A 24,157-nucleotide genomic window follows, 5' to 3' on the forward strand; every position below is an offset into this window, starting at 1 on the left:
ATTTCACCCCATCGCTAGATTTTCACTGCTGAGCCTTCCGTCAGCATGTTCTGACCACTTGTGACAACCGTTTCTCCTTCTTTCAGTCCCTCCGTTATTTCCACCCTGCCTCCGTTTGTGACTCCGATCTTAACAAGACGCTCTTCCGCCTTGCCTTCTTTTACAACATACACTACATTACCATGTTTTTTAATCAGCACAGCATCTTTTGGAATCGTAATCACATTTTCCTTTATGCCCCTGACAACATTCACATTTGCAAACATGCCTGGCTTTAACCTGTGATCTTTGTTTTCCATCTCAATTTTTACCTGAAAGAGCCTGCTTGCCCCCGACGCCGGCGAAACGATGCTTATTTTGCTTTTTATCCGGCCTTCGTTCCCCAGAGCGTCTACATTCACCGTCGCTTCCTGGCCATCCTTTAATTTGTTAATGTCCTCTTCCGGCACATTTATAACGACTTTGACCCTGTCTATATTAACTACTGCACCAAGCGTCGCTCCTGCCTGGCACATTTCGCCGGGCTGTATCTGTTTTGATGAAATCATGCCCGATACAGGCGCCTTTATGACTGAGTTTTCGATGTTTGTTTTTATAAGGTCCACCGCAGCCTGTGCCTGTGCCACCTGAGCTCTCAGAGCTTCAACATTTTTTGGCATGCGCTCTTCGGTCAGCTTCAATTGTTCTTTTGCGCTTTCATACTGGCTCTTTGCCACTTTGTACTTCAGTTCCATGCCGTCGAATGCCTGCTTGGAAATCGCGTCCGCCTCATACAGCGCTTTCATTCGCTCATAATCGGCTTTGACGTTTAAATAATTTGCCTCGGCCTGTTCAAACGCCGACTTTACCTGATCAAGCTGCTGCGGCAGCGACCCCGATTCATTGGCGGCAAGGTTTGCCTTTGCCGACGCTAATGTTGCCTCCGCTTGGGAAAGCTGGTCGTATAACTCATCGGTTTCCAGTATTACAAGCGGCTCACCTGCTTGCACATAGTCCCCTACTTCAAAATTTACTTCTTTTACCCTGCCCGATATCTTACCTACAACTTTTACTTCATCGCCCGCCTCAATCTGGCCTGTAAAAGTAACTATGTCTTCTATATTGCTTTTAGCTGTTTTCATTACTTTCACCGGCACCGCAGCTTCCTCTTTCACCTCCTCTTTCTTTTTCGAGCATCCGGCAAGAAGGAATACTGACGCCACAAAGAAAAACAGCAATAGCGAAGCTATTATTTTGTTTTTTCGACCCAGGCTCATAAATTGCGCCCCTTTCGCTTTATTGATAGGTTTATTATTTTTATTTTTTTTAGAATATTAGAACCGACCGTTCGGTCGATTATATTTGAATAGAAAGCAGGGAATAAATCCCTGCTTAACAAAATTTATTTTATATTCGGTTGCTATCAATATGGGCTCTGATTGTTTAGTACTTTTTGTTTCTCATCATCTATTAATCTCTCGATTACCCTGGCGTTTACACCATCTTCTACTATAACGTATACAGCGTCATCCTCATGCAGGTTGGAGGTGGACTTCTTGGTGTCTTCTTCATATACCAGGGTGCTGCTGTTGATCCTGAACGTCTTCTCACCAGAACCGTATACTTCAACGGTTATGGTACTGCTGTCTTTGTCAGTGATTATGCCGTAGTATGCTGCAAAGTCAGTGCCGGAAACTACCTCCAATTCACCGTCAGCCTGCACTTTTGCAATATACGGCCTTTCATCCTTAAATCCGGATTCAGAACCGGAATCTACAACTATATCTTCGACATCTTCACCGTACCTTTGTATCTTGGCATACAGGTCTCCGCCCTTATACCACTTGTCAATGACGTATATTGCTTCTTCATCTTCTGCTGCATCGCTTACACCATCCCCAAAGAACACGATGGCCTTGACGTCTACTCCATTGTCATCCAGAAATACGTAGAACGGTGAAGTGTCTATGTCATCCTCTGCTATGTCTTCCCAATCAATTACAGAGAAGTTATCATCAACAGATTCAAAATTACCCTTTGCATCTAATTTTGTAGAACCAGCTGCTTCCTCCAGATACTTTGCATCTATAATTACAGTGCTGCTGTCAACAGAGAAGCTTTCGGCAGACCCTGATTTGTTATATTTTGCGGTAATGCTGTCTTTACCGAAATCCTTCGTCAATACCCATGCGTTGGTTCCATCAGGACTCGATGGTTTCGGGAATACATATATCTCATCTTCTGCAATTTCTCCGTCTTTGTTGAGTTTGAATTTTACAACGCTGCCGGGTTCAATAGGCTGAGTAGCCTTGTCGCTGGTTTCAATTCCGTATTTGTCAACAGGTATGCCGAATTCTATATTGTCGGAATCCTCAACGGCATATGTGATTTCATCACCTTCGCCGTTTTCGGTTACAGTGTATATTTTCAGCTTATCGCTATCTGTATAGATTCTTGTAACAATACCGTATTTGTAACCGGATACAGCTTCTGCTTCGGTTACGAAGTATGAGATCCTTCCTACCGCATCGGTATAAGCCTTGATAGTCTGATTATCGGCGTCTTCCATATCAGCCTGCACATCGGGATCGTTGTCGAAGTCGAAAATTGTTATGGTATCACCGTCGTCTATGCTGTAGCTTGCCCGAATATCACTGCCCACTTTAGTGAACTTGATTTCTTTGTCGTCAATTGTTATTCTATCATTTTTAACTTTTTCCAGAGTGCCTTCCAAAATGTTGTTCGTCACAACCCTGACTATTGCGTAATCATCGCCGTCAATATCCGCCTTAGCTACATAAAGAAGATTATCTTTTTCAATGTCATCAACCGAAAGGATATTGCCTTCCAGGTCGAGGATGATGACTCCATCATAGTTGCCGTCTTCGGTCAGGTCTAATTCCATGCTGTCATCATCCATGGATATACCGCTTATAATACCATCTTCATTGTCTTTTACAATCATCCAGTTGTCGATTTCTTCGGTTACATCCATGAAATCAGCAAATACTATCTTGTCGTTCTTCATTACGACCTTACCGACCATACCGTTGAAAAATCCGCTTTCTTCATCTTCCGGTGTAACTTTTGTTGTTTCTCCGCCCTGAGTTACATAAACCACTGCATTATCATCAAATTCATAGTCATCATCGAATTTTACAAGGCTTACCTTGTCAACTTTACCGCTTTTTGCCACATCGCCTTCAACGTAGTCGAATTTTGCATCATCATCGTATTCTCTTTCGGCGTAAATTATCTCATCATCATCGTTCAAGTATATCGTTACTTCTTCGCCCATTATTGTTTCCGGATTAAATCCTTCGATAAATTCAAAGTCAGCATCATCTTTGCTTTCATATTTACCATCTTCAGTATCTTTTATAAAATAAACCGAAACTTCATTGTCGTCGAGGCTGTCATCCAATCTGTTGTTTGCAATGATTCTGGTATTTTCGTATTTTGTAATATTCAGCTTGTCTTCCAGGAGTGTCTTATCGGATTCATAGTATTTCGTGCCGCTTGCCTCATAGGTGTCGACTTTAACCACATTGGCGTCCAGGGTGTTGTTCACGAGGATCGCCACATCACCTCTGTTGGCCCCACCACTGACATCATTGAACTTAACGTATTTTGTGATTTCTTCTTCAGCGGCTTTTGCGAGGTAGTTGCCGGGCCAGTCTCCGGGCAGGAAAGAATCTCTGTAACTCAGAGCCCTCACCAGCATGGTGATCGCTTCGGCGTAGCTTACCTGTTTTGCAGGCTGGAAAGTCCCGTCGGGATAGCCCTTAATCAGGCCTTGGCCTGCAGCCACGCTTATGTATCCTGCGGACCACCTGCTGGCCTCCACGTCTTTAAAGCTGCTGCGGCCTGTTGCGGCCTTCGCTGCGTTATCCATCTTCAGCGAGGTGACCAGTATCTTTGCAAACTGTTCTCGTGTTACTACATCACCGGGATGATATTTTCCATCCTCCATGCCGTTAATAATACCGAATGCTGCAAGCCTCAATACAGCATCTTTTGTGTCTTTGTCGGTGATGTCGGATGTCAGCTTCTTTACATCGACCGAACTTGCCGCATTGTCATTGCTCGCCGCCATCGCGACTTTCGGAGCTCCGGTGCTCGCTATTCCTGCAATAAATACGAAGATTGTAAGAATAGCAAACAGTTTTTTCATGCGTTTGAGATTGTACATTTGTAAACCTCCTTATGATATTGTTTTGTACCACTGTTTTTAAAATTTAAAAAAAGCCTTATACTTCACCTCCCGCTGTAATATAATAAGCGTTTTTTTCTAAAACCCCTCCCTTCGGCAAAAAGGTGAAGGGAGGGAAAATCAAAAAGAAGGATTTGAGTACCCCTCTTTTAGAGAGGCCATGAAGATATTTTTACATTGAGTGATTACTTACATTTTTAGTATAGTAGTGAAGGGCAGCTTTGTCAATACGTTTTTGGTTTTTGTAATATATTTGTAATAAATATATATCACGTGTTGTTGCAGGGTTTTATGGCTATGCAGCTTTTATTATTATTTGTAAGTAATCACTTATTTTATAGCGATTAAAAATATATATTTTATTTTGTTTGATTGTGGTATAATTTATACATATAGTGATTAATCACTTTTTATTGGGGGTCATGTTATGAATAGTGATTTTGTGGAGAAACAAATAGAACAGGTTGAAAGAAGTGTCAGGATATATCTTAAACGAAAGGAAAAAAAGGGAACTAACTTTAAAACAAAGCCGGAGGTTCTCTCCGGGTTGATGACGCTTTCTTACTTCGGTATTCTGTTTAAATCATTGCTTAAAGGAGATACATGGAACTTCAAATCGGAAGAAAAAGAAATAAACGAGATGGTGGACTTCTTTTTAAAGGAGTTTATAAATTAATTCCGCTTCTTTATCCCGTTAAAGAGGATGTCCAGAATTAATGATATTTTTTTATCTTCATCATGGATGCTTTCATTTTCTTCAACCATGGTCTGTACCATGATTATCCCCAAGAATATGCCCAACAGTGTCTCTGCGGCCAGGTCAGAAGGTATGTCATCTCTTATATTGTAATCGGCTATGTTTTTCTCAATTATGGCCAGCACTTTTGAGACAACGTTTTTATAAAAGGCCTCTCTTAACTCTTTGTGAAACTGTATCTCATAAAAAACGGTTTTTAAAAGCTGATAGTTCTGGGTCATCATGTTGTAATGCAGTTTCAGCATGTGTTTTAACGCCTCACCTGTGTCAAGGCCATTTTCTATCTCTTCGATGAACTTGAATAGCGACTTTTCCGTCAGGATATTTATAAGATTTATTAATATGTCTTTCTTGGTTTTAAAATATCTGAATATTGTACCCTCTGACACTCTGGCTTTTCGGGCAATTTCTTTTGTAGTAGAACCTTCGAATCCCTTTTCCGAAAAAATTTTAATGGCAGCTTCCAGTATCTGGTTTTTTCGCCTTTCAATTAAGTCCTCACTTTTCGTCCTTTTTTTCTTCTCACTCCTACTGTCTCCTTTTTAATATTTTTTCACTTTACATTATAAATTATTAATTTATTCCGGTCAATTATTTGAGGGATATATCCATCAGACATGCTGAAAAAACAGGGGATATACTTCCTGGTATATCCCCTGTTTGTCCGCTTCAGACCTCTACATTCTGACCGACGGCATCTGAAATCAGCCGCACTTTGAGTAGCCGCAGCTCCTGCACATGACGCAGCCGCTCTCGTGTTCCAGAGGACTTCCGCACTCGGGGCAGTCGGCGCCGTTTTTCTTATGGGTTGAAAGGTCGCCGCATATGCAATCCTCACCGGAACAGGCTGTCTCATCATGATCCGGACCCGGTTGACGGTCATTATTGTCATTGGCATCATCATTTTCGATGTAAGTCTTGTCTATAATCTCTATAGAGCTTCCATTCGGCACCAGTTTCTTTCCAATACTCCTTTCAATGGCTTTGCCTATGGCATCGGGACATGACAGCACCTTTATCTCCTTGTTGTGGGCCATTTGCCGCAGAGTGGAATGGCACCTGATGCCTTTTAGCTGCTCCACTATGGATTTCACGTTGATTCCCGAGCGCAGCGCCAGAGAAATTAGGCGGCTGGTGGCTTCCGACTGAGACGGACATCCGCCGGCTCTGCCCAGGTTAGTAAACACCTCGCAGATGCCGTTTTCATCGGAGTTCACCGTGATATACAGGTTGCCGCAGCCTATCTTTACCTTTTCGGTGTTGCCGTAGGTTATGCCGGGCCTGGGCCTGGGCTTTATTTCCCTGCGGTATTCACAGGTTTCACAGTACGGGCCGTAAAGCCCCGTTTCTTCGCCGGATTTCCCGCCTGAGGCGCCAGAATCTTCTTTTGGCTGCGTGACGGCAGAAACGCCGCCGGCTTTGCCAGCCCTTACCTGCTTGCCGTCTCCTCCGGAAAGCCCGCCCCCGGCAGGATTCATCTCAGGATTTTGGGCATGGGCCTGGTTGTCGGTCTTGACCGCTCCCTTGTTCAAAACCTGTTCTTCCCGGCTGCCATCCCTGTATATTGTAACACCTTTGCAGCCCAGTTCATAGGCCATGAGGTACACATTTTTCACGTCCTCCCTGGTGGCGCTGTGGGGGAAGTTTACGGTCTTGGACACGGCATTGTCTGTATATTTCTGGAAAGCCGCCTGAATTTTTATGTGCCATTCCGGCGAGATGTCATGGGCTGTTACATATATTTTCTTTACATCTTCCGGTAATTCTTCTATTTCCTTTAGAGAACCCGCCGCAGCTACCTTTTCCATGAGTTTTCGGCTGTAAAGGCCGCGTTTTTTCATTTCTTCCTCAAAAATCGGGTGCACCTCCACCAGCCTCTGGTTGTCCAGCACATGGCGCTCGAAGGCCAGGGCAAAAAGGGGCTCTATGCCGCTGGAGGCGCCGGCTATGATGCTGATGGTACCGGTGGGGGCAATGGTGGTGGTGGTGGCGTTTCGCAGCTTCCTGCCCCCGGGAGATATGCCGCCAGGTCCGTATATACTCTTTTCCCAGTTGGGGAAGGTTCCGCGCTCTTTTGCCAGTTCTTCGGAAGCTTTTTTGGATTCCTCCTGGATAAAGCCCATGACTTTTTCGGCTATCTCCACTGCTTTATCTGAATTGTAAGGAATGCCAAGCTCAATGAGCATGTCCGCAAATCCCATAACCCCCAGGCCTATCTTGCGATTTGCCAGTGTCATTTTTTCAATCTCCGGCAGCGGGTAGCGGTTTACGTCGATGACATCGTCCAGGAAACGGACGGCGGTGTGCACCGCATATTTTAAGCCTTCAAAGTCAATTTCCTTTTGGCCTTCATCGCCGGTCTTTACAAATTTTGCAAGGTTTATAGAACCCAGGTTACAGTTATGCACAATCATCCCTTCGGCAATCAGGGAATGAGTCACAGGCTCGGAAACATCATATACGTAAGCCCGACCAGCAGGAGTCACGGATTTGACGCGACTCCGCTGTCTTTCCATCAAACACACAAAGTCCTTTTCTGTAAGCGAATCAGCCGTCACCCATCCCCGCTGGGTAAGTATTTTATGGTCTGGGGTAACTCGCAAACGCTGGCCATTTTGAAGTTCTACAGTTACAATATCTCTTTCTCCTATAGGTACCACGGTGGCAGGTCGAAGCGCTAAATCTTTTTCATTTGTCATAAGGCCGTCCGTATAAACCGACACTAGTTCTCCACGGCTTTGCCTTTCATAGGCTTCTTCCACCGTTTCCCAGCCTTTATCGGTCATGATACGGGTATCAGAGGCAAAACATGATTCATATGGTAGAAGTGGCTGCTCGCCACAATCATAAGATACAAAACCATTAGTAATCCAGGTAAAAGTCTCAGGTTCCGTAACATCGAAAACCTCTTCTTGCCCAATGAATTTTATGGATTCTACCTCATCCCAAGATACACCTTGGATCTCACTATTTTCTATATTATTATGTTTACCTGCACGTCTTTCAAACAAAGTCAGCACCTTTCTAGTAGATGCCATCCCTACTTCACTCATAAACTTTATACTGAACGAAGGCGGAATGAGTATTTCGTAGTAATCTCCAAAAGTATAGGTATGTTCTTGACCGGAGATATCACGATAAGAGCCAAAACTTGAAGCTTTTTTCATTGATTGCTGCCGAATCCTTGACTTAATGCCAAGGCCTTGCAACAAGAGTTGAATCTCCTGGACAAGTTCCCCGGAGGCTGAAGTAGCCCTAATGCCTCCCTCATTGTCAACAGAACCAGAACACGCAAAGAAAGCGGACAAAAAAGCTGTAACAACAGACCTTGGGGCCTGGAAAATTGCCTTCGGCACTCTCCGGTTCCGAGAACGGCCAGGAACAGCTCCAAAGGCCTTCCATACTCGCCTTATACCTTTAGGAAGTTCCAGAACAGTGGTCTTATCTCGCATTCTGATATGGTATTGAATTCGCCAAGAGTCAAGGATGCCTTTAGTTTGTTCAAGCAAATCTGCTTCATCTTGACCGAAATACATGGCACTTGCAGTGCTATAATAACCGTTACCAACCAAAATACCGAGGATAAATCCATATTCATCGGAAAACTCAAGAGGCAGGAGCCAGCCTGTCCTCTGCCTTAAATTTATCACTTCAAAGTCCTTAGGAAGCACCTGATTCTCCGGAAAAGCAAAAGTGCCAAATATTCTTAGCCTATCTCCCGGTTTAAGCTGCTCTACAGGCACCCATTGTCCGTCCACAGTTTGCAGCTTATGGTCTTTCGTAGCCTTGAGGCTAAAACCATTTTTCATCTTAACCTCAAAGATATCCTGAACTCCATAGTTATACACCGCCGTGATAGGCTTTAGTCCTAAAGGTGTGACGATTTTATCTCCTACTTTTAGGCTTGCTGCCGGAACAAGACCGTGCTCAGTAGCCACCCACGTATCTCCGGTAACACAGGGATTTGTGCTTTCTATCTCCCCCGCTTCCGGCGTGGGGTTTTTTTCGTTCATGCGGTCGATGAAGATGATGCCGGGTTCGCCGTTGTTCCAGGCCATGTCCACTATGAGGTCAAATACCTCCCGAGCCTTCAGGGTGCCTGTGACCTTCCCGGTATGGGGGTCTATGAGCTCATAGTTTTCATCCTTCTTCAACGCTTCCATGAACTTATCGGTGATGGCCACACTTATATTGAAATTGGTGATATCCTTATCGTTTTTCTTGCACTGGATAAACTCCAGTATGTCCGGATGGTCCACCCGCAGGATGCCCATGTTGGCCCCGCGTCGCGTCCCCCCTTGTTTAACAGCTTCAGTGGCGGAGTTGAACACCTTCATAAAGGATATGGGGCCGGAGGCCACACCCCCCGTAGACTTCACCGTAGCTCCCCTGGGACGCAGGCGGGAAAAGGAAAAGCCAGTACCACCACCTGACTTATGTATCAGCGCCGCTGATTTTATGGAGTCAAATATGCCCTCCATGGAATCTTCCACCGGCAGCACAAAGCAGGCCGAAAGCTGGCCCAGGTCCCGGCCCGCATTCATGAGGGTGGGGGAATTGGGCATGAATTTTAAGTCCGCCATTAGATTATAGAATTCTTCAGCCCTTTTTTCCACATCCCCGCCGTATTTTTTCTCAGCCTCGGCTATAGCTTTAGACACTCGCTCCAGCATATCTTCGGGGGTTTCTATGATTTTGCCCTCGGCATCTTTTGCGAGATAGCGTTTTTTCAGGACAATCCTTGCATTTTCCGTGAGGTTCAGTTTCTTTTTTCCCACTTTCTCACCCCTTGATTTTTTTCGGCAGACAATTTATTAATTCATTGATACGAACGGTAATACAATATATAGTGTTGATATTATTATATATTACTATATATTGGATTGCAAATGCTTTACAGGACAAAATCCTTATGTTCTTATCACTTATCACTATTAATTCTGTTTTTATCTCTAATTCTTTACAATTTTAACATAAAAATTACCTGTAGTGAATAAAAGTTGAGGAGAAGCTCCTGAAAATAAGCGGCTCTCGCCAGATGTAATAATATATATATAATATATATAAGTTACACTTTATTGCAGTTATTTTGAAATAATGAGTCAAAGAACCGTCCCCTGACTCAAATGAAATAATGAGTCAGAGAACCGTCCCCTGACTCACCCAAGCCTGACCACTATTGTCTTTCTGCCGTTTATTTTTCTTCTTCCTTGCAATCCCTGCACAATCCGTAAAATTCAGTCCTGTGAAAAAAAACTTCCACACCGTTTTCCCGAGATACAGTTTCATCCAGCTGTTTATCTACAGGACACCCCTCTACATCCAGCACTTTACCACACCTGGTACATACAAAGTGGTAGTGATTCTCCGGATTTCCGTCAAAACGGCTGAACTTGCTGCCATAGTTGAGCTCCAGAATCTCACCCATTTCCTTGAGGGTTCCCAGATTTCTGTAAACGGTACCCAGACTGATGTTGGGCATCTCCTTTTTGACCTTTTCATAAATCCAATCAGCAGTGGGGTGAGACTTGGTGCTGCGCAGGGTCTTTAAAATCAGATCCCGCTGCCTTGTTTTTCGCACAAAACCCTTTTTTTCTTCCTGCATTGAATCTGCCATGAAATCTTACTTTTCCTCCTTGGGGGCTTCAACCTTCACGAAAGTATCTTTTGCCTCGCACTCGGGACATTTTCTGGGTTTGCAGCGGCTCTCCTTTTCATATCCACAAGCACTGCACTTGAAAACTGCCATAAAAGGCACCTCCTGTTATTATAAAAATAATAATCATTATTTATATTAATAATATAACATTTTGAGTTCAAAGTCAATCAAAATCTACTAACCGCATTTTGCTCTGCCGACCGGGGATTTAAAGCCGCCACAGTGTAAGTATTGGCCGGGTCCCACAATATCCACTGGGAAAGTCCAGCATCATAGGTGGCTTTTATCTGTGCCCTCACCTCCCTGGCTCCGTAAGGCGGTGGGCCGAGCGTGAAATCCTGAAGCCAGGGACGGATTTCAGCTTTAAACCCATCAACCTTTTCAAGCCTTCTCACGGCATCGGAAAGGCTGCGGTATACGGTCTCATAGGGAGCGGCATTGGGATTGGGCAGACCATAAGACCCCGGGGCATAATGAGATGGATAAACCATAGGAGAAATATAGTCTACGGTTTTGACCACATCTTCAAGATACTGTCCTATCTTCATATCATCTTCGGCGGTGGTCACCAGTCCGAATATATCAGCCGACACGTAAACACCGTAAGGTTCCAGCCGCTTTCTTGCATAAGATAAAAAGGCTGAGATGGTTTCCACACGGGTCTTGCCGTTATTGGCGGGATACACTATATTGTTCAGGTTGCCGTCAGAGGGAAACCTCACATAGTCAAACTGTATTTCATTAAAACCTTTTCTGGCAGCCTCTTCGGCTATGGATACCGCATAATCCCAGACTTTGGTGTTGTACGGGTCCACCCAACCCAGGCCTTTACGGGTAGCCCAGATTCCCCCGCTCTTGTTCTTTACGGCAAGGTCCGGTCGAGCCTTAGACAGCACCGGATCCTCAAACACTACGATCCGGCCAATGGCATAGATGTTATGCTCCCTGAGCGTCTTGAGCAAGCCATCTATATCGCGGATTCGGTTGGAATTGGCCCCCACCTGCTCCACCATGGGAACCGATGACCTGTATGTAAGCTTCCCCGTGTTGTCCTTCACATCTATGACCATGGTATTGAGTTCGGTGGCATCTACCAGATTTAACAGTTTTTCAAACTCGGCAGAAATACCTGCTTTCCATCCGGTAAGATATATTCCCTTAACTTTAACAGGGGGGTTGTACAACTGCGGCATACGGTAAGGCTGGGCCAGGAAGTCCTGCTCTTTAGGACCCTCATAGACCTTTTCCGCCACCGTGGGCACAGTTTTAGCAGTGCTGCTGCATCCGGCTGTAAATAGTATTGCAGAATATAATGCGGTTAATACAAAAAATTTTGCTATAGTTTTTCGACAAATCATGCTGGCATTATCCCCCTGGTCTCCTCTATAAGATTATTGATGATATGTAAACATACCAATCATAAGTATAAATTCGACAAAAACAACACATTTCCTTTAAAAAATATTTTATTTTTCTTGACTTGGATTGAATTTCGGTGTATAATAAAACCATGATACATGTATACAATAATTCAAAAAGGGGCGGTCTTCATGAAGATCCGTTTTGAAGATGTGAATATGGTAAAAAATGATGATAAAGATGCAAAGAGCATTGAGGAATATATACTTGACCTTTTATACGATTCAGGGTACATGGAACACTAAAAACACAGCACCCTCAGAAGCCTATGGCTTCTTTTTTTTTTGCATATTTATTTCTCAACATGACATACTAAAAATACACAAAAAGTAATAGGAGGAAACAGAATGCTCTATGAAGTTAAAAAAGTTGACAACCCATGTGAAAGCTGCGAGGGTGATTGCCCAGTTATTGTCGGCGTCTGTTAATTTTTTCATCAGGCTTTTTAGAAAATGATTCAAGATATCTGTAAAAATCTTTTGATGTCTGGCAAAGCTTTTCTGGTTACATCCTCTCCATATTTTACGAAGTCAGGAATTCTCCGGAAATCCTTATATCCAACTCCCTGTAAATCCGGGTATAAATAATACCCCGGATAATTTTTTTTAATATAGTATGACAGTTCATCCCCCATGATATCCACTGATGCCATCAATATTTCTACCATGGAATCGGCTTTTGCCCGGCCGGTTGTTACCCCCAGATCCACGGCCAGCACCTTTTTGGCGCCCTGGTGATGTAAAATATCCACCGGAATATTATCCTTTATACCGCCGTCTACCAACTTGTGACCTTTTATATGTTTGGGCACGAAAATTCCCGGCAGGGAAATGCTGGCCCTTACTGCTTCGGCCACCCTGGCATCGGTGATGAAAACCGTATTGAAAATTTTTTCTTTTGGCACATTTTTTTTGCTGCAGAAAATCACCGTCTCGCCGGTGTTTATATTTACGCTCACCACGAAAAGGGGTATCTTGAGGTCGTCAAATTTTTTTCCGCCCAGCACCCCGTCCAGATATTGTTCAATCTTTTCCCCCTTAAAAAGGCCGTCCGGAAAACTCCACATGACCATGGGCTTACTGGTCCAGTAGTAAAAAAGTAGCACCAATATATATGCGGGAGTAAAAGCCGGATCTAATAATTTCCAGGGCTTTATATTTTTTAATTCCTCCAGGAAATCTTCTATATCGACGCCAGCCGCAAAAAGAGCTCCTGCAATACTTCCCGCGCTGGTGCCGGAAATTATATCGGGATATATGCCGTTTTGGGTCAGCACCTTCAGTACTCCCAGATGCACCGCGCCCCGCACTCCGCCGCCGCTCAACGCAAGGCCTATACCGTAGCGCATGGTTCTCCCCCCCCCCTTTTTGAAACGGTCTTTTATTAATATAATATGTGGATGGTTTAAAAAGTTACCTTGAGACAAAATTAAAACCCCCCGTGAAATTATCACAGGGGGCCATATGGTATTCAGGACTTTATTTTGCGGGAAGCTCCTGGGGTTCTCCGCAACGCGAAAGGAGCGCCAGCCACCGGTTATCGATTTCTTCCTGGATGGCTTTGATGACATGTTCATTGCCCGGAGCAAACAGGTGGCGGAAACGTCCCTGAGGCTTCAGGAATTCTTCAATGGGCACATATTTCTTGGGTTTATAATTCAGCTTCCACTTGCCGTTTTCCACCTCGTAGAGGGGCCAAAAACGGGTTTCGACCGCTATTTTGGTGAGTTCCACAATGTCCGGAGTGTTGTACCTCCAGCCTCTGGGGCAGGGAGATAGAATGTTCAAAAATGCCGGGCCCTCCACATCGAAAGCTTTTTTGGCTTTTTTGTGCACATCCTGCCAGTTGCTGATGGATGTCTGGGCAGCATAGGGTATGTTGTGGGCCGCCATGATGGCGGTGAGGTCCTTCCTGGGCTGCTGCTTGCCGGGTATCACCTTTCCTGCGGGACTCGTAGTGGTATCGGCACCCATGGGGGTAGCGCTGGAACGCTGGATACCGGTGTTCATGTAAGCCTCGTTGTCAAGACATACATATACCATGTTGTGGCCACGCTCCATGGCCCCTGAAAGGGACTGGAAACCAATGTCATAGGTTCCACCGTCGCCGCCGAAAGCCACGAACTTGAAGTCTTTATCAATCTTACCCTGTCTTTTCAAAGATTTATATGCCGCCTCCACACCGCTGATGGTGGCACCGGCGTTTTCAAAGGCGCTGTGTATAAATGAGCAGTTCCATGCGGTATAGGGATATATAGTAGAGGCCACTTCCAGGCAGCCGGTAGCGCAACCCACCACCACATTGTAATCTTCCGCCGCATTTAAAACCATCCTGACGGAAATGCCGTGGCCGCAACCGGCGCAGAGCCTGTGACCTCCTACAAATCTTTCCTCAAACTTTGAAAGTTCTTTCAATGTAGCCATGCCTGCACCTCCTATTCTCTTAAACCTAAATAGTTCACAAATTTGTCTGCTCTACCGGTCTTGATGATATTTGCAAGGTCATCATAAACTTTCTCCACATCCTCAAGCCTCAAATCCCTACCGCCAAGGCCGTATACATAGTTTACAACCTTGATGTCATTCTTGAGGTCATAGAGGGCTGTCCTCACATCGGCAAACATGGGACCTCCCAGTGTTGAGAAGGTTTCAGCTCTATCAAGGACCGCCACAGCCTTGACGCCCTTGAGTGCGTCCTGTATGGCTTCAAAGGGGAAAGGTCTGAAAACCCTGGGTTTCAACACGCCCACCTTGAGGCCTTTTTCCCTCAGCTCATCGACAACGCCTTTTGCGCTGCCTGCCGCGGAGTTGAGCACAACTACCGCCATATCGGCATCATCCAGTTTGTATGCATCTATGAGGCCGTATTTTCTGCCGGAAATGGCTTCATATTCCCTGCCGACCTCCTCGATGACCTTCTTGGCGGCTTCCATGGCCGCCACCTGCTGGCGTTTGTGTTCGAAATAAAAATCATACAAGTCAAGGGTGCCCATAGTGACGGGATTTTCGGCATCCAGAAGATATTCCTCAGGCTGATAAGTTCCTACGAAATTCTTTACAGTTTCATCATCCAGCACTTCCAGCACATCCAGAGCGTGGCTGGTAATGAATCCGTCCAGGTTTACCGACACCGGAAGAAGTACATCGGGATGCTCGGCAATCCTTACCGCCTGAATCATGTTATCATAGGCTTCCTGGGCATTTTCACAGAAGAGTTGGATGACTCCGGCATCTTTTATACCCATAGCATCGCTGTGGTCGCAGTGGATATTGATGGGGCCGCTCAGAGCGCGGTTTACCACCGGAAACACGATGGGCAGCCTTAAAGATGACGCTATATATACCATCTCAAACATCAGGGCAAGACCCTGGCTGGAAGTGGCCGTCATAGCCCTGGCACCGGCCGCCGACGCTCCTATGGTGGCGCTCATGGCGCTGTGCTCGCTTTCCACGGTGACAAACTCTGTATCCACCTGACCGTTGGAAACAAAGGAAGAAAATATCTGGACCACTTCCGTCTGGGGTGTTATGGGATATGCCGCCACCACATCGGGGTTTATCTGTTTCATAGCCTGGGCGACAGCTTCATTTCCGGTAATGGCGACTTTATTCTTCATTTCTCTTCGCCTCCTTCTGTCTATCCATCTCGTCCTCGGAGAACATGTCAATGGCATGGACTGGGCACACGTTGGCGCATATGCCGCAACCCTTGCAGTGCTTGTAGTCAAAGGAATCAAACTTGCCATCGGTGGCTATGATGGAAGCGTCGGGACAGTAGCGCCAGCATATCAGGCAGTGAATGCACCTGTCCTTGTTCCATACAGGCCTGATGGTCCGCCAGTCTCCCGTCTCATAGGTATTGGCATTGCCGGGTTCGTATACGTTTCCGGCTTTGGTTATTTCTTCCCAGTTCATGTCGGGGCGTACTGCTTTCGTCCTTTTTCCCTGACCGAAATTCCTGTTAAACGGTGTCATTCACCCTTCACCTCCTGATATGCCCTTTCGATGGCCTTTAAGTTGCCTTCGATGACCTCGGGTTTTTTCTTAAACTTCTTGGTAAGCTCCGCCTTCATGTTTTCCATGAACTCCTCATAAGGGATGAGCTGCGTCGCTTTTACAAAAGCGCCCATAAGCGGAGTGTTGGGTATAACCCTTCCGATAGTATCAAGAGAAATCTGGTTGGCATCCACAGTATAGATCTTTCCACCGGTGATTTTGAGAATTTCCCTGACCTGCTGCGGGGTTTTTGTGGTATTGACGATATAGATGCCATCATCGGGCACTCCCGCAGTGACCTTGGGTCCTAGAAGTGTTGCGTCAAGCACGATGACAATCTGGGGATTGATAACATTTGAATGAATGTGAATGGGGTTATCACTTATCCTGTTAAATGCCAGAATAGGAGCGCCCATCCTCTCAGGGCCATATTCCGGGAAACCCTGCACATATTTTCCCATCTCGGCGATGGATTCCGCCAGCATGAGGGCTGCGGTTTTGGCTCCCTGGCCTCCGCGGGCATGCCAGCGAACTTCAAGCACTTTTTCCATCTTGTGAAATCCTCCCTTCACTTACTTTTTGCATGGTACATTTATATTTTACCTAAAAAAATTAATAATACTCCGACCATTTCCAGCCCTTCAGGAAAAACCCAGTAACTTTAAAATCTGTTATAAAACAATAAACCATTTTAAAATACTGTTATATTACAAAGACAGGGTTATGATGATACAGACGGGATATGTTCGGATGATATTATTAATGTAGGGTGTAACAGAAATCTAGTATAAAGTATAACAGATTGAAAAAAAGTAGTCAAGAAAAACATAAAATCCTTCGCACAAACCGCAAAGGATTTAAAAATAAAATTTATCCGGCAGATAGTATGTATTTTATGATTAGTAAAAGGATTATCCCCGGCACTCCCAGAAATCCCACCAGCAGTGCCGTTATGGGATTTATAGCTATGGAAAGCCCCATATACCCCCCGAAGAAGTTGAGGATGACCAGCACGACACCGCCTATGATGGCATTGTATACCAGTTTCAGTACTAGTTTAAGGGGTACTATGAGGACCCGGCCCAACATATATAGCAGGATAAGGCCAAAGGCATATGCTATGACGGCTGCATAATCTATATGCATACCAGCACCCCCGTGTTTTTTTAATATATCCTATTACGGCCTTTCCGAAGATATGCCTTGTTCTTTAGCCTTTTTCAGGAGATAAATGTATTTTTTCTTGGCGGCTTCTTCCGCGAAAATAGCATGGTCCACAAGATCCGGGTCGGTTACGCACTCGAAATATTTCTGGGCTTTGAGCCAATCCTGGTGCGCTTTTTTGACCTCATCGGCCAGGCGTATCTCTACGGGCCTCACTGTTTCTTCGTCATCATCTACAAAAAACCTTGAAGAAACCTGTGACAGAAAGTGAATAATATCTTCTTTATTCATAAAACTCATCTCCTCAATAGAAATTTTATCCATATTTTAAGTACAATATACAGGAGATGAGTTTCTGGAAAACTAGATTTCTCGCCGGCCTTCCAGCGCCCTTGTCAGGGTTACCTCATCGGCATATTCCAGGTCTCCCCCTACCGGGATACCGTGGGCTATCCTGGTCACCTTTACGCCCAGAGGCTTCAGGAGCCTTGCTATATACATGGCCGTGGCCTCTCCCTCCACATCAGGGTTGGTGGCCAGTATGATTTCCTTCACCCCCGAATTTATCCTGGACAGCAGTTCTTTTATTTTGATGTCATCGGGTCCTATGCCCTCCAATGGAGAAATGGCTCCGTGAAGTATGTGGTAAAGTCCCTTATAATCCCGGGTCTTTTCCAGGGCCACCACATCCCTGGGGTCTTCCACCACCATGATAGTAGTCCTGTCCCGGTAAGACGCCCGGCAAATCCCGCAGGGGTCCGTATCGGTGAAATTGCCGCAGACTGAACAGTATATGATGGATTCCCGGGCTCTGGTAATGGCTTCGGATAAATTTGCCACCCGTTCTTTGGGCATTTTTAATATGTAAAAAGCCAGACGCTGGGCGGTCTTGGGCCCTATACCGGGCAGTCGGGAAAGTTCATCGATGAGGTGCGCTAAAGGTTCGGCATAATAAGACATTAAGATCATTCCTTACTTTAATATAGCAGTGAGTCAGTGAGTCAAAGAACCGTCCCCTGACTCACACCACGGTGCTCTCAGTTTAGAAAAGGCCGGGAATGTTAAGTCCTCCGGTAAGTTTCCCCATTTCACTGGCGACCATTTCTTCCGCCTTCTGCAGAGCTTCATTGGCCGCCGCTAAAATGAGGTCCTGGAGCATCTCCACATCGTCGGGATCTACGGCTTCGGGTTTGATTTCTATACTCAACAGTTGCTTTTTGCCGCTAGCCACCACCTTTACCACTCCGCCACCGGCGGTGGCTTCCACAGTCTTTTCCTTGAGTTCTTCCTGGAGTTTCATCATGTCCTGCTGCATTTTCTGAACCTGTTTCATTAGTTTGTTCATGTTGCCCATACCGTTCAATATAATCGCCTCCTATAAAATTTTTACGATATCCTTACCAAAAATTTTTATTACGCTCTGATAAAATTCTTCATCAGAAATCTCACCATCTTTTTTAACTTTACCATCTTCGCTGCTATTTTTATCTAGGAGTTTTTTTTTTCGTCTTCGACTGGCAGAGATTGTTGGAAACCTTTTATGAAAATTTCCATACCGGTTATATTCTTCACTACATCTTCTATTATATTTTTCCCTGATTCTATAATTTCCTTATATTCCGGAGGGCAGAACAGAAAAACATTGTCTTTTTCAATTCTGCACGGCCTCACATTACCTTCTTTTATAAAGGTCTGAAGTCTTTTTTGGCGCTTTTTGCCCAGTTCCTCGATGACTCCAGGCCATGCCCGGATAAGCTGCTGCAGCTTTTGTTCGCTGCCGTCCAGGGTGGCCTCAGCCGAAGGAGAGTCATCGTTCCCATCTTCCCGGGAAGAGCCCGGGTTTTTAATATTATTTTCCGGCAAAATCTGTGAATTTTTCTGTCCGGCACCGATATCATAGGAAGAATCCGGATCCTTCGAGATATGTCCTGTCGCGGCTCCTGCTCCATCCGTTGCTCCGTCCGTATTAACCCCATTCGCACCGGCCCCAACGTGAGCCGCAGCCTCTATGACCCTTTGCACCTGCTCCTGAAGTAATGCCATCTGCTGCTCCAGGTTCTGGATGCGGCTTATATATCCCTGAGGTTCCTCCCATAGCTCCGGCAGGGTGAGCTTCACCATGGCGGCCTCCAGCACAATCCGGGGCTGGGAGGACCATTTCATGTCATTGGCGGCATCTTTCAATATGTCTATTATACTTAAAAGTTTTTCCCGGGAATAGCTTCCGGCAAGCTTTTGAAGCTCAGAATATTCCTCGTCTACCACATCTATGAGATAGCGGTCCGCACCTATGGCGGCCATCAGTATATTCCTGTAATGTTCCATGAGATCGTCTACGAAGCGGAAAAGGTCCTTGCCCTGAGCCGCCGCTTCATCTACGATGCCCAGCATTCTGCCTCCATCTTTTTGTAGCACAGCCCGGGATACTTCGTAAAATACCTCGTGGCTTACAGCTCCCAGAAGATTTAACACATCGCCGTATAAAAGCTTCCTGCCTCCGAAGGTCAGAGCCTTGTCCAGCAGGCTCAGGGCATCCCTGACGGAGCCCTGGGAACTTCTGGCCAGTTGCGCTAAAGCCTCATCTTCGGCCTCGATGCCCGCATCCCCGGCTATTTCCTTCATGCGCTTCACCAGTTCTCTGGCCGAAACCCTACGGAAATCGAACCTCATGCACCGCGAAAGGATGGTGGGAGGCAGCTTGTTGGGCTCGGTGGTGGCCAGAATAAAAACCACATGCCGCGGTGGCTCTTCCAGTGTCTTCAAAAGGGCGTTAAATGCCTCGGTGGTGAGCATGTGAACCTCATCTATTATGTATACTTTATAGCGGCCTTCCGACGGCGGAAAGTTCACCTTTTCTCTGAGGTCTCTTATGTCATCGATTCCGCGGTTGGAAGCCGCATCCATCTCTATGACATCCACCATGCTGCCGCTATTTATAGCCCGACATGATGCACACTCGTTACACGGGTCTACCGTGAGCCCTTTCTCACAGTTGAGGGCCTTGGCAAAAACCCTGGCGGTGCTTGTCTTGCCGGTACCCCGCATGCCGCAGAAAAGATAGGCATGCCCGATTTTTCCGCTCTTTATCTGGTTTTTTAAGGTGGTGACAATGGCATCCTGCCCCACGATCTCATCAAAATCCCGGGGCCTGTATTTCCTGTAAAGGGCAATATATGACATAATCAATTCTCCCGTCCGGATGAAAAACATTTACATGCTTTATTGCCGCAAATCCTAAAATAGCCGCCGAATTTATCGGCGGCTAAAATTGTAGCCGTGCACCCTCCGTCGATCTATCCCTCCGGGCGTTACAATGATAGTTAGCTCCGGCCAGGCTTCCCCGCGGCACATGAAAGGGCTTCCTTACCGCTGCTTCCTCCCGGACCTGACGGGGTTCGAAAGTTTCCATTGCGCGGGACCCAGCCCTCGTCACCACTTGTCAAAGCCAGACCCCACAGGAATAAGACCTCGGGAGGGAGTTCGACCCCACTGTAGCGGATTGTGGGTACAGGGCACCGCTGCCTCCCCGTCTAGCACGGCAAAATCTTTTTCTGTTTAAGGATATAAAAATGGCGGAGAGAGAGGGATTCGAACCCTCGATACGGATTTTTGTCCGTATACGCGATTTCCAGTCGCGCGCCTTCGACCAGCTCAGCCATCTCTCCACGTTTAGAGGTCAGATGTCAGAAATCGGATGTCAGATTAGATGAAATTTGCTTGGGCAAATTTCTTATACTAATATCTGAGGTCGGATATCAGATGTCGGACTCGTTAGATTTGCCGAAGGCAAATCCTTCTATTCCGACCTCTGACTTCCGGCTTCTGACTTTTGTTTAATGGCGGAGAGAGTGAGATTCGAACTCACGAGGCGGATTTACGCCCACTCGCTTTCGAGGCGAGCGCCTTCAACCTCTCGGCCATCTCTCCGTATTCAGAGGTCGGATGTCGGAAGTCGGATGTCAGATGCAACATCCATCTCATATACCGACTCCTGACCCTTTTGCAATAAGGTCTACCTACATTATATCATATTATCTTTTTTTCTTGAAAAAATCCTTCAAAATCTTGCCACATTCCTCGGCCAGCACCCCCGGCACCATCTCAGGCCGGTGGTTGAACCTCTCATCCTCAGGGATGTTCATGAGGCTGCCGCAGGCTCCCGCCTTAGGATCATGGGCTCCGAAAACAACCCTGTCAAGCCTCGAAAGGACAATGGCTCCGGCACACATGGGGCATGGCTCTAAAGTCACATAAAGGGTGCAGCCTACCAGGCGCCATGTCTTCAAAGCTTCACAGGCCTTTCTTATGGCCAGCAGCTCTGCATGAGCCGTAGCATCCTGAGAGGTCTCCCTCAGGTTGTGCGCCCTGGCGATGACCTCATCGCCCATCACAATCAAAGCTCCCACGGGCACCTCATCAAACTCCAGAGCCTTTTCTGCTTCCTTCAAAGCTTCCTGCATAAAAAAAACATCAAGCTCTTTAATTTCTTCTTCCATGAGATATTTCCAAATCACAAATGGTGCGCCCGGGAGGACTCGAACCCCCGGCACGCGGTTTAGGAAACCGCTGCTCTTTCCTCCTGAGCTACGGGCGCCCAACAAGATGTGAGAGGCGTGAAGTTTGAGGTGAGATAGCTCTCGAGCCTCTCTTTTGTCCATCTCACTTTATTTTATTGAGGTCCAGGATGTCTTATTTCACACATCCAACATCCCGCATCACACTTCACATTTGGTGCGCCTGGCAGGAATCGAACCCACAGCCTTCTGATCCGTAGTCAGACGCTCTATCCAGTTGAGCTACAGGCGCATAAATGGCGGAGAGATCGGGATTCGAACCCGAGATACGGATTTTAGGTCCGTATAATCGCTTAGCAGGCGACCGCCTTCGACCTACTCGGCCATCTCTCCGCGTTTCGGATATCAGATGTCGGATATCGGACTCGTTGGATTTGCCGAAGGCAAATCCTTCTATTCTGACCTCTCATTTCCGACCTCTGACTACCGCTTAATGGCGGAGGGGGTGGGATTCGAACCCACGGCTCTTTCGAGACACTGATTTTCAAGACCAGCTCCTTAAACCGCTCGGACACCCCTCCGTCCGATGACTATTCAAAGTATAGCATACAATTTACCCTTTTGTCAACCGACCTCAAAATGCCAACAAAGCCATTGATTTTGTAAGCCGTATTTGTTAATATTGTATTATCGTAATGTTAAATTTTTTATTTTACTGTTTCTCGATATATATTATACTTTATCATCGAGGGAAAGTCGAGAGGAGAATAAAAATTGAGACTTCCATATATTCCCCAGTGGCAGAGGAATCTATACCTCATATCGCTGGGCGTTTTTGTGGCTTCTATAGCCTTCAGCATCATTACCCCTTTTTTGCCCATCTTTTTAATGCAACTGGGACTTAAAAGCAATACTTCCCTCTGGTCCGGGCTAGTTTTCTCCATAAACTCCCTGGCCTTCGGCATCATGGCGCCCATCTGGGGCTCTATATCAGACAGGTACGGCAAGAAACCCATGATGGCCAGGGCGGGCCTGGGCATGGGTCTTACATATTTTCTCATGGCCATGGTTCACAATCATATCCAGCTTTTTGTGCTGAGGGGAATCAACGGCCTCCTTTCGGGATACATTCCCGCAGCCATCACACTGGTAGCGGCCAGCAGCAGACCGGAGAATCTAAATTATAGCCTGGGTATAGTGCAGGCCGCATCAGCCATAGGAAATATCACCGGCCCTCTCGTCGGTGGCATCACGGCAAAACTTCTGGGAATTAGAGGAAGCATGGTTTTCACCGGCATTTTACTTTGTATTGCGGCCATCCTGCCCTTTGCCGCAAAGGTTAAGGAAGAAATTGTGCCCAAACCAAAAACTTCTATTTTAAAAGATATTGCAGCAACTTTTCAAAACCGGCAGTTAGTGATTCTATATACCGTATGGCTTTTGATCCAGGCCGCTCTCATGGCCGTTTTCCCCACATTGCCGCTCCTGATTGGCAGCATTTCCAAACAAAATGCTGAGCTTTACACCGGAATAATCTTTTCCATAGTGGGGGTATCCACGGCCCTGGGTGCTCCACTGGTGGGTAGAATCCGCAATTACTCCACGGTTAATATTTTTCGATGGTCACTGCTGGCATGCGGCGCGCTGACAGCCCTGCAGGGCCTTGCTACATCTATTTTCGCTCTGGGCGCTCTGAGGTTCCTGTTCGGATTTTTTAACTCCGCCGTGACCGTGGCAGGCAATGTGCTCATCGCAAAAAGCAGCGATCAGAACAACCAGGGCAGCTCCTTCGGCATGCTCAACAGTATCATGTCCATAGGCTTGGTTTCCGGCCCCATCATCGGCGGCTATCTTGGGGACCATCTGGGACTTTCATATTCTTTCTTCGGTGGAGCCGTATTACTGCTGGCAGCATATATCCTTTCGATATTCGTCAGCGAACCCGGGGCCGGGAAAAACTACGCATAGAATAACTTTCATAGAAAGCGACGGCCGCTTCACTTTCATTTCCAACCCTGGAGGAATTTTATCAATAAAATGTCGAGCAGCCTTTCACAAATTACAGATACACTAGGGGATATCTGCAAAAAACAAACCGAGGTAGCCGGTTCCTTAAATCAGAACAACATCAGGATGGCAGAGCTTTTGAATTAAAAAAAGGATGGATAAAACATGATTATCGGCACAATGATCGTAGAGATTTCCTTAGGCGATACATTTTCATTAAAAGATAAAAGGCAGATAGTGAAAAGCATAATCGAAAGGTTGAAAAACCGCTACAATATATCCATAGCGGAAGTGGACAGGCAGGATGATATAAGGCGGACGGTAATCGGCATGGCTTGCGTTTCTACTACCAGCGAACATGTAAACCGCCAGCTAGACCATGTCCTCTCATTTATGGAAAAGGATGGCCGCTTCACCGTGGAAAATGTGGAGAAGGAAATGCTGTAAATA

The 24,157-nt window shown here is 46.1% G+C and carries 21 protein-coding genes, 6 tRNA genes and 1 other RNA gene; 3 read left to right on the forward strand and 25 right to left on the reverse strand.

Features of this window, described 5'->3' with window-relative positions; genetic code table 11:
• Positions 1 to 14: 14 nt before the first annotated feature.
• Positions 15 to 1,256 carry an efflux RND transporter periplasmic adaptor subunit gene (locus D2962_RS16215; RefSeq protein WP_122015582.1) on the reverse strand — a complete coding sequence of 414 codons (1,242 nt, stop codon included), beginning with the start codon at positions 1,254 to 1,256 and terminating at the stop codon, positions 15 to 17.
• A 146-nt stretch (positions 1,257 to 1,402) separates the two neighbouring features.
• Entirely contained in the window at positions 1,403 to 4,171 is a 2,769-nt protein-coding gene (locus D2962_RS16220) for an S-layer homology domain-containing protein (protein ID WP_122015583.1), read from the reverse strand.
• A gap of 448 nt (positions 4,172 to 4,619) precedes the next feature.
• On the opposite strand from D2962_RS16220, the gene D2962_RS16225 reads away from it, so the two are divergent.
• Positions 4,620 to 4,868, forward strand: coding sequence for a hypothetical protein (locus tag D2962_RS16225; protein WP_122015584.1), 249 nt, complete (start codon positions 4,620 to 4,622; stop codon positions 4,866 to 4,868).
• Here D2962_RS16225 and D2962_RS16230 read toward each other — a convergent pair.
• From D2962_RS16230 to D2962_RS16340, 23 genes are all read right to left on the reverse strand, one after another.
• Entirely contained in the window at positions 4,865 to 5,440 is a 576-nt protein-coding gene (locus D2962_RS16230; protein WP_122015585.1) for a TetR/AcrR family transcriptional regulator, read from the reverse strand. The two genes, D2962_RS16225 and D2962_RS16230, sit on opposite strands and share 4 nt — an antisense overlap.
• 213 nt (positions 5,441 to 5,653) lie before the next feature.
• On the reverse strand, positions 5,654 to 9,712 hold the full coding sequence (locus D2962_RS18920; protein WP_342774549.1) for a TSCPD domain-containing protein: 4,059 nt from the start codon (positions 9,710 to 9,712) through the stop codon (positions 5,654 to 5,656).
• A gap of 431 nt (positions 9,713 to 10,143) precedes the next feature.
• Complete coding sequence (locus D2962_RS16240) at positions 10,144 to 10,566, reverse strand: Fur family transcriptional regulator (RefSeq protein WP_245984782.1); 423 nt, start codon at positions 10,564 to 10,566, stop codon at positions 10,144 to 10,146.
• 6 nt (positions 10,567 to 10,572) lie between these two features.
• Complete coding sequence (locus D2962_RS16245; protein ID WP_120765945.1) at positions 10,573 to 10,698, reverse strand: RCKP-type rubredoxin-like domain-containing protein; 126 nt, start codon at positions 10,696 to 10,698, stop codon at positions 10,573 to 10,575.
• A 77-nt stretch (positions 10,699 to 10,775) separates the two neighbouring features.
• Positions 10,776 to 11,966 (reverse strand): putative glycoside hydrolase, encoded by a 1,191-nt coding sequence (locus D2962_RS16250; protein WP_222927595.1) that lies wholly within the window; start codon positions 11,964 to 11,966, stop codon positions 10,776 to 10,778.
• 518 nt (positions 11,967 to 12,484) lie between these two features.
• Positions 12,485 to 13,375: a patatin-like phospholipase family protein gene (locus tag D2962_RS16255; protein WP_122015828.1), complete on the reverse strand. Its 891-nt coding sequence runs from the start codon at positions 13,373 to 13,375 to the stop codon at positions 12,485 to 12,487.
• A 130-nt stretch (positions 13,376 to 13,505) separates the two neighbouring features.
• A complete protein-coding gene (locus tag D2962_RS16260; RefSeq protein WP_122015587.1) occupies positions 13,506 to 14,450 on the reverse strand; it encodes a thiamine pyrophosphate-dependent enzyme in 945 nt (314 codons plus the stop codon).
• Positions 14,451 to 14,461: 11 nt separating this feature from the next.
• A complete protein-coding gene (porA, locus tag D2962_RS16265) occupies positions 14,462 to 15,643 on the reverse strand; it encodes a pyruvate ferredoxin oxidoreductase (RefSeq protein WP_120765949.1) in 1,182 nt (393 codons plus the stop codon).
• Positions 15,633 to 16,001, reverse strand: coding sequence for a 4Fe-4S binding protein (locus D2962_RS16270; protein ID WP_120765950.1), 369 nt, complete (start codon positions 15,999 to 16,001; stop codon positions 15,633 to 15,635). Before D2962_RS16270 ends, porA begins: the two co-directional genes overlap by 11 nt.
• The gene (locus tag D2962_RS16275; RefSeq protein ID WP_120765951.1) at positions 15,998 to 16,573 is read right to left on the reverse strand and encodes a 2-oxoacid:acceptor oxidoreductase family protein; all 576 of its coding nucleotides are present in this window, start codon (positions 16,571 to 16,573) and stop codon (positions 15,998 to 16,000) included. The genes D2962_RS16270 and D2962_RS16275 overlap by 4 nt, the downstream gene beginning before the upstream one ends.
• A gap of 319 nt (positions 16,574 to 16,892) precedes the next feature.
• Complete coding sequence (locus D2962_RS16280; protein WP_120765952.1) at positions 16,893 to 17,168, reverse strand: pro-sigmaK processing inhibitor BofA family protein; 276 nt, start codon at positions 17,166 to 17,168, stop codon at positions 16,893 to 16,895.
• Positions 17,169 to 17,201: 33 nt separating this feature from the next.
• Entirely contained in the window at positions 17,202 to 17,477 is a 276-nt protein-coding gene (locus tag D2962_RS16285) for a DUF2508 family protein (RefSeq protein WP_122015588.1), read from the reverse strand.
• Positions 17,478 to 17,549: 72 nt separating this feature from the next.
• Positions 17,550 to 18,146, reverse strand: a complete 597-nt coding sequence (gene recR, locus D2962_RS16290) for a recombination mediator RecR (RefSeq protein ID WP_120765954.1) — start codon at positions 18,144 to 18,146, stop codon at positions 17,550 to 17,552.
• Between the two features lie 82 nt (positions 18,147 to 18,228).
• On the reverse strand, positions 18,229 to 18,540 hold the full coding sequence (locus D2962_RS16295) for a YbaB/EbfC family nucleoid-associated protein (protein WP_425456637.1): 312 nt from the start codon (positions 18,538 to 18,540) through the stop codon (positions 18,229 to 18,231).
• 134 nt (positions 18,541 to 18,674) lie between these two features.
• Positions 18,675 to 20,366: a DNA polymerase III subunit gamma/tau gene (dnaX, locus tag D2962_RS16300; RefSeq protein WP_122015589.1), complete on the reverse strand. Its 1,692-nt coding sequence runs from the start codon at positions 20,364 to 20,366 to the stop codon at positions 18,675 to 18,677.
• A 94-nt stretch (positions 20,367 to 20,460) separates the two neighbouring features.
• Positions 20,461 to 20,725: signal recognition particle sRNA large type (ffs, locus tag D2962_RS16305), an RNA gene on the reverse strand.
• 31 nt (positions 20,726 to 20,756) lie between these two features.
• Positions 20,757 to 20,851 (reverse strand) — tRNA-Ser (locus tag D2962_RS16310).
• 172 nt (positions 20,852 to 21,023) lie between these two features.
• A tRNA-Ser gene (locus tag D2962_RS16315) sits at positions 21,024 to 21,113 on the reverse strand.
• A 104-nt stretch (positions 21,114 to 21,217) separates the two neighbouring features.
• The gene (gene tadA, locus D2962_RS16320; RefSeq protein ID WP_342774550.1) at positions 21,218 to 21,682 is read right to left on the reverse strand and encodes a tRNA adenosine(34) deaminase TadA; all 465 of its coding nucleotides are present in this window, start codon (positions 21,680 to 21,682) and stop codon (positions 21,218 to 21,220) included.
• Between the two features lie 21 nt (positions 21,683 to 21,703).
• Positions 21,704 to 21,780, reverse strand: a tRNA-Arg gene (locus D2962_RS16325).
• Between the two features lie 135 nt (positions 21,781 to 21,915).
• Positions 21,916 to 21,992: transfer RNA gene (locus D2962_RS16330), tRNA-Arg, on the reverse strand.
• A gap of 5 nt (positions 21,993 to 21,997) precedes the next feature.
• Positions 21,998 to 22,093 (reverse strand) — tRNA-Ser (locus D2962_RS16335).
• 101 nt (positions 22,094 to 22,194) lie between these two features.
• Positions 22,195 to 22,281: transfer RNA gene (locus D2962_RS16340), tRNA-Ser, on the reverse strand.
• A 193-nt stretch (positions 22,282 to 22,474) separates the two neighbouring features.
• Between D2962_RS16340 and D2962_RS16345 the strand changes: the two genes are divergently transcribed.
• A complete protein-coding gene (locus D2962_RS16345) occupies positions 22,475 to 23,668 on the forward strand; it encodes an MFS transporter (protein WP_122015590.1) in 1,194 nt (397 codons plus the stop codon).
• A 204-nt stretch (positions 23,669 to 23,872) separates the two neighbouring features.
• Complete coding sequence (locus D2962_RS16350) at positions 23,873 to 24,154, forward strand: DUF503 domain-containing protein (RefSeq protein WP_245984785.1); 282 nt, start codon at positions 23,873 to 23,875, stop codon at positions 24,152 to 24,154.
• Positions 24,155 to 24,157 lie beyond the last annotated feature (3 nt).

Source organism: Biomaibacter acetigenes (genome assembly GCF_003691585.1).
Lineage (GTDB): Bacteria > Bacillota > Thermosediminibacteria > Thermosediminibacterales > Tepidanaerobacteraceae > Biomaibacter > Biomaibacter acetigenes.

Excerpts from the sequence above, each read along its gene's own strand:
- D2962_RS16215 (WP_122015582.1), bottom strand. The coding sequence starts at position 1,256 with ATGAGCCTGGGTCGAAAAAACAAAATAATAGCTTCGCTATTGCTGTTT.
- D2962_RS16220 (WP_122015583.1), bottom strand. The coding sequence starts at position 4,171 with ATGTACAATCTCAAACGCATGAAAAAACTGTTTGCTATTCTTACAATC.
- D2962_RS16225 (WP_122015584.1), top strand. The coding sequence starts at position 4,620 with ATGAATAGTGATTTTGTGGAGAAACAAATAGAACAGGTTGAAAGAAGT.
- D2962_RS16240 (WP_245984782.1), bottom strand. The coding sequence starts at position 10,566 with ATGGCAGATTCAATGCAGGAAGAAAAAAAGGGTTTTGTGCGAAAAACA.
- D2962_RS16245 (WP_120765945.1), bottom strand. The coding sequence starts at position 10,698 with ATGGCAGTTTTCAAGTGCAGTGCTTGTGGATATGAAAAGGAGAGCCGC.
- D2962_RS16250 (WP_222927595.1), bottom strand. The coding sequence starts at position 11,966 with ATGATTTGTCGAAAAACTATAGCAAAATTTTTTGTATTAACCGCATTA.
- D2962_RS16255 (WP_122015828.1), bottom strand. The coding sequence starts at position 13,375 with ATGCGCTACGGTATAGGCCTTGCGTTGAGCGGCGGCGGAGTGCGGGGC.
- D2962_RS16260 (WP_122015587.1), bottom strand. The coding sequence starts at position 14,450 with ATGGCTACATTGAAAGAACTTTCAAAGTTTGAGGAAAGATTTGTAGGA.
- porA (WP_120765949.1), bottom strand. The coding sequence starts at position 15,643 with ATGAAGAATAAAGTCGCCATTACCGGAAATGAAGCTGTCGCCCAGGCT.
- D2962_RS16270 (WP_120765950.1), bottom strand. The coding sequence starts at position 16,001 with ATGACACCGTTTAACAGGAATTTCGGTCAGGGAAAAAGGACGAAAGCA.
- D2962_RS16275 (WP_120765951.1), bottom strand. The coding sequence starts at position 16,573 with ATGGAAAAAGTGCTTGAAGTTCGCTGGCATGCCCGCGGAGGCCAGGGA.
- D2962_RS16280 (WP_120765952.1), bottom strand. The coding sequence starts at position 17,168 with ATGCATATAGATTATGCAGCCGTCATAGCATATGCCTTTGGCCTTATC.
- D2962_RS16285 (WP_122015588.1), bottom strand. The coding sequence starts at position 17,477 with ATGAATAAAGAAGATATTATTCACTTTCTGTCACAGGTTTCTTCAAGG.
- recR (WP_120765954.1), bottom strand. The coding sequence starts at position 18,146 with ATGTCTTATTATGCCGAACCTTTAGCGCACCTCATCGATGAACTTTCC.
- D2962_RS16295 (WP_425456637.1), bottom strand. The coding sequence starts at position 18,540 with ATGGGCAACATGAACAAACTAATGAAACAGGTTCAGAAAATGCAGCAG.
- dnaX (WP_122015589.1), bottom strand. The coding sequence starts at position 20,366 with ATGTCATATATTGCCCTTTACAGGAAATACAGGCCCCGGGATTTTGAT.
- tadA (WP_342774550.1), bottom strand. The coding sequence starts at position 21,682 with ATGGAAGAAGAAATTAAAGAGCTTGATGTTTTTTTTATGCAGGAAGCT.
- D2962_RS16350 (WP_245984785.1), top strand. The coding sequence starts at position 23,873 with ATGATTATCGGCACAATGATCGTAGAGATTTCCTTAGGCGATACATTT.